The sequence below is a fragment of the Phormidium sp. CCY1219 genome, from assembly GCF_055795085.1.
The window spans coordinates 1-1,299 of record NZ_JAYFEQ010000181.1 but is presented as its reverse complement, the minus strand read 5'-3'; the positions used below and the strand labels follow the sequence as shown (position 1 = coordinate 1,299).

Below are 1,299 nucleotides of genomic sequence, written 5' to 3'. Positions count from 1 at the left end.
TGCGGCCCAGAAGGAATCAAACAGTTTCCAGACCAATACCAAAAAATGCTAAAATATCCCAACAATACGGCATTTTCCTTACTCGCCGTTAATCCGAAAACCAATGAAGTTACGGAAGTCGCGCCGGAAACCAAAATTTCTCTGAAACCCGGTGAAACATTGAATTTCCTTGTCAATGATGTAGTAGGCACTTATGGGGACAATACTGGCACCCTAACCGTGAAATGGTCGGCGGATAGTTAAGGTTAGGCAAGGAGCGGTGGAAGCGGGTAAAGGATGTACCGATTTCCTCTATTTAGAGGAGCTCATCCCCTCCAATTTTGGTGCTTAACCGTTTAAATAGCCTATTCCCCAGTCAGTCTTGGATTGAATCAATTCCGCAGTATTATAGGGCTGCAAGCAATTTTTGAATTCAAAATACCAAGGAAAAAAATGACAAACGAAACCCAGACCGTATTAAGTTTTGATGGAGTAAATGACTGGATTAATGTTCCCGATAGCACGAGCTTGCGGATTCAAGATTACACAGTCGAAGTGTGGATTAAACCCGAGCTAGTTCCCAATGAAACTTGGAACGGAATAGTCGGTAAAGCCGGTCGCAACTACAATATCTGGCTCTACTACGAAGGTTGCATTCTACACCGCTTCCATAACGCTGCATCAACGGATTCAGGAACGCCAGATACGCCCCACAAAAGTGTGACATGGAAGGAATGGAATCATATCGCCATTTCTAATGATGGGACAACGGCCAAAACCTACATCAATGGGGAAGTGAAAGCAAAAGGACCTGCGGGAGGAACGTCAATCGCAGACAATACCAACCTTTGTATGGGTCGCCAATTAGATGGGACATACCCTCGCGATTATTATAAGGGTTACATGGCGGAGGTTCGCATTTGGAATCGCGCTCGTTCTGCTGATGAAATTAAAGCCACGATGAACCAGCGCTTAGCGGGAAACGAACCCGGATTGGTGGCATACTGGCCTTTTGATGAAGACACGGGCACTGTAGCCACAGACAAAACGAGTAATGGCAACAACGGCACGATTGCCAGCGCCATCTGGGTTCAAGTCACCGATCTGCCATTGAACGAAAAAATGGGTGAATTTGAGGTGCAAACCAGTTCCGAAACCGGGTTTGAATTTAGCAATGCTGCCAACGCCGAAGTCACCTATACCTTTACGCCATCGGGAAAATGGATGCCTGCAAAAGCGGAAGTGGGAATTCCGGAATGCGGCCCAGAAGGAATCAAACAGTTTCCAGACCAATACCAAAAAATGCTAAAATATCCCAAC

2 protein-coding genes are annotated in these 1,299 nt (G+C 46.0%); both read left to right on the top strand.

What is annotated here, in order from left to right; translation table 11 throughout:
- Window positions 1–243 (top strand): hypothetical protein (locus AC0QH1_RS01120; RefSeq protein ID WP_324628890.1); only part of this gene is annotated, 243 nt, incomplete at its 5' end.
- A 189-nt stretch (window positions 244–432) separates the two neighbouring features.
- Window positions 433–1,299, top strand: an 867-nt coding sequence (locus AC0QH1_RS01115; protein ID WP_324628889.1) for a LamG domain-containing protein, incomplete at its 3' end; no start/stop codon positions are given.